A 2,454-nucleotide genomic window follows, 5' to 3' on the forward strand; every position below is an offset into this window, starting at 1 on the left:
AACACCAAGCCATTACAAATATAACAAAACATTCCATTCAGCAGCGGATTTTCCGCAGGAAAATCCGAAAGTAGCCATTGAAGCAAACCGCTGTTGTGCATTGTTTTTATTCGTTATTCAGGTTTTCAAATGTTTTCAAGCAATTTATTAAAACTGCCATATTTTTTTTCAAGTCAGTCGTTTTAGAAGCAACAGCATTTAAATTATAAAATTCTCCTTTATTATTCCCTTCAACAATTAGACTTATAATTTCCGCTTCTCCATAAGTTTCAGTATTTGATACTGTATGTATGAAATATGCTTCTTTATCAAGAATTTTTGTTAATCCTGATTCCAAAATAGTTTTGTCTCCGAAATTATTCTCAACAACATTTAGACAATATTCAAATTCAGATTTTAAATCTTTCTTTTCTCCAAAACTCTTAATCTTTTGTATAGAAATTAAATCAGAAAATCCATTTTCATATTGTTTGGAATTAGCCTCAATACCCAATAATATATTATCATTTTCATATCCATCAGATTTCCATTCCCAATTCATAGGAATAAACAAAGAGAAATCATTGTTGGGATGTGTAATTTTTTGTTTTGCAAATTTCACAGGATAATTCGCATATTGTTCTAACGTGTTTGGCTTATTAGAACACGAAACGATTAAAATCAGAATGATAAATTTATTTATGAATTTCATTTTTCTCAAATAATGCACAACGTTTTGCAGCTAAAAAATAGTGGCGACGAGCCAAAACCAAGCCAAAACAAATATAACGCAAACTTTTGAATTTTCGGAGAAAATTCGGAAGTTTGCCCTTGCCTTAGCCATTTTTTTTAACTGCTGTTAGCTGTAGTATTTTATTTCGTTTTCCTTTATTTTTCCTTTGTAAAAAGTTACATCATATTCAAATTCAAATAGATTAATAAAATTTCCGTTTTCAGGCACTAGCATTATAGTGTAAAGAATATCCAGCTTATCAAAAAGTAAATCAAAATTACGTAATAATAATTCAGCATTTAATTCCAACCAATCATCTTTTTCAATAAGTAATACATTCTTAATTAAAATTTTTTTCGAATTCTGTTCCAAAACCCATTTTTTAATTACGTTTTTCACATTTAATTCCTCTTCGGTAGATTTATATCTTAATTCCGTATAAATTGGTTTTTCAGGTTTGTCATATATAGCTGGACTTACAATATTATCAATGCTAATTTCAGAGGAAACAATTTTTACTAATCCAGATTCAATTCTATTAAGCGCAAACAAAAATTCATTCAAATCGCTTAACCTTTTTTCAAGTTCAATACGATTTTTGTATTCAGTTCTTTTTTTCTTTAAAAATTCTAATCTCTCTGTTTTGTTCATATTACAGCTAACGTGTTGCCGCTTGTGGCAGTTGCGTAAATTTAAGACAAAAGATTACAAGTACAAAACTCCTCGTGGAATTTTCGGAGAAAATTCCGAACACAAACCATACCTAGCAATTGCTACAAATGGCTGTTGTATCACGTTGTTTTAAAATCCATATTTAGCTTTCACTAAACTATCTTTTTTTTCTTTTAATTCCAATGGCGGCAGTCCAATCGAGATACGGTTGCTATCAACTTTTTTTAAGTCGTCAATCATATTGGCATATCCACCACCTTGAGCTCCATAAGTTCCGTAAATCTGTGGTTCTCCATTGTATAAGTAATACTGATCTATAATTCTTCCAAGAGTTAAAGGAGATGCGGTTCCATTTTTTACAAATTCTTTAATTTTTGGCACAAAGTAATTTATTCTTATACTATCATCAGTATGTAGTAACATAAGTTCAACGTCAACATGATTGTCCATATTAGGTTGTCCTACAATTCTCTCCGTTGGATAACCGACTGTTTTAAATATTTCTATTAAACGCTTTTCATGAATTTTATCAATACTATCTTGTTTAGCGATATTTTCTTTGTAATTTTTATTTCGGTACATTTGGTCAGCTCTTTTCATTGAAATTAATTCATCTCTAAGTTTGAAATCAGCATTTGTTTCAAATTGTTTTCGTAAAATATCGTACTCTTTAATTAGTTTTTTACCGTAGTTTGATGATAAAAAATCATTAAAATTTTCGTTATTTTCAAATCTATTTAACTTAACTCCGTTTAGAATTTGTTTTTTAGCATATTCATAGGTGATGTCAAATTTTTTTAAAATAGCAGTACTTTCTGTGAATTTTGAAATTTCGTTAAAAGTAAAAGTGTTTTTTGCTTCACACTTTTTAAAAGTAATTAGATATAGATCAAATGCTTTTTCATAGTTTCCAGTTTCATATTCCAAATCAGCTTTATACATAGTTTGGTAATAGTCTTCAATATAATTACACTCAGTTATTTTAATTGTTTTACAACTAACAATAACTATTAAAATTAAAACAGATATTCGATTCATTTTTTACAATGTGGTACAACGTTTCGCGGCTT

General features: G+C 28.7%; 3 protein-coding genes. All 3 read right to left on the minus strand.

The annotated features are described in order from the left end of the window. Nucleotides 1-106: 106 nt before the first annotated feature. The 3 genes from GFJ99_RS13140 to GFJ99_RS13150 all read right to left on the minus strand — a co-directional run bounded on the left by GFJ99_RS13140 (nucleotide 107) and on the right by GFJ99_RS13150 (nucleotide 2,422). The gene (locus GFJ99_RS13140) at nucleotides 107-691 is read right to left on the minus strand and encodes a hypothetical protein (RefSeq protein ID WP_153209487.1); all 585 of its coding nucleotides are present in this window, start codon (nucleotides 689-691) and stop codon (nucleotides 107-109) included. Nucleotides 692-838: 147 nt separating this feature from the next. Beyond that, complete coding sequence (locus tag GFJ99_RS13145; RefSeq protein WP_153209489.1) at nucleotides 839-1,363, minus strand: hypothetical protein; 525 nt, start codon at nucleotides 1,361-1,363, stop codon at nucleotides 839-841. Between the two features lie 150 nt (nucleotides 1,364-1,513). Further along, nucleotides 1,514-2,422 carry a hypothetical protein gene (locus GFJ99_RS13150; RefSeq protein WP_153209490.1) on the minus strand — a complete coding sequence of 303 codons (909 nt, stop codon included), beginning with the start codon at nucleotides 2,420-2,422 and terminating at the stop codon, nucleotides 1,514-1,516. Between the last annotated feature and the right edge of the window lie 32 nt (nucleotides 2,423-2,454).

The sequence above is a fragment of the Flavobacterium sp. LMO6 genome (assembly GCF_009495795.1).
GTDB lineage: Bacteria > Bacteroidota > Bacteroidia > Flavobacteriales > Flavobacteriaceae > Flavobacterium.

Excerpts from the sequence above, each read along its gene's own strand:
- GFJ99_RS13145 (WP_153209489.1), bottom strand. The coding sequence starts at position 1,363 with ATGAACAAAACAGAGAGATTAGAATTTTTAAAGAAAAAAAGAACTGAA.
- GFJ99_RS13140 (WP_153209487.1), bottom strand. The coding sequence starts at position 691 with ATGAAATTCATAAATAAATTTATCATTCTGATTTTAATCGTTTCGTGT.
- GFJ99_RS13150 (WP_153209490.1), bottom strand. The coding sequence starts at position 2,422 with ATGAATCGAATATCTGTTTTAATTTTAATAGTTATTGTTAGTTGTAAA.